The sequence below is a fragment of the Xenorhabdus littoralis genome, assembly GCF_033949345.1.
Classification (GTDB): domain Bacteria; phylum Pseudomonadota; class Gammaproteobacteria; order Enterobacterales; family Enterobacteriaceae; genus Xenorhabdus; species Xenorhabdus littoralis.
In genome coordinates this window covers 1-221 of the sequence record NZ_VCDP01000215.1, presented here as the reverse complement: position 1 = coordinate 221, position 221 = coordinate 1, and the positions used below count along the sequence as shown (strand labels likewise).

1 protein-coding gene is annotated in these 221 nt (G+C 60.2%); it reads right to left on the bottom strand.

Features of this window, described 5'->3' with window-relative positions; genetic code table 11:
- On the bottom strand, positions 1-221 hold a 221-nt coding region (locus FE394_RS20190), incomplete at both ends, for an AMP-binding protein (protein WP_319927939.1).

Below are 221 nucleotides of genomic sequence, written 5' to 3'. Positions count from 1 at the left end.
TGGCTGTTCATTACCCCTTTAGGCTGGCCGGTAGAACCGGAGGTGTAAATCACATAAGCCAGGTGGTGTGAGGCCAGGTCCCGGCTGTCGGGGTTACTGTCCGGCACCCCGTCAAGGACGGACGACGGGCAGGCATCAAGTACTACGGTAGGCAGGCTGCTGTCCAGTGTTTCAACCAGCGCGGACTGGGTGAGTAACACGACCGGTGCCGCATCACTGAG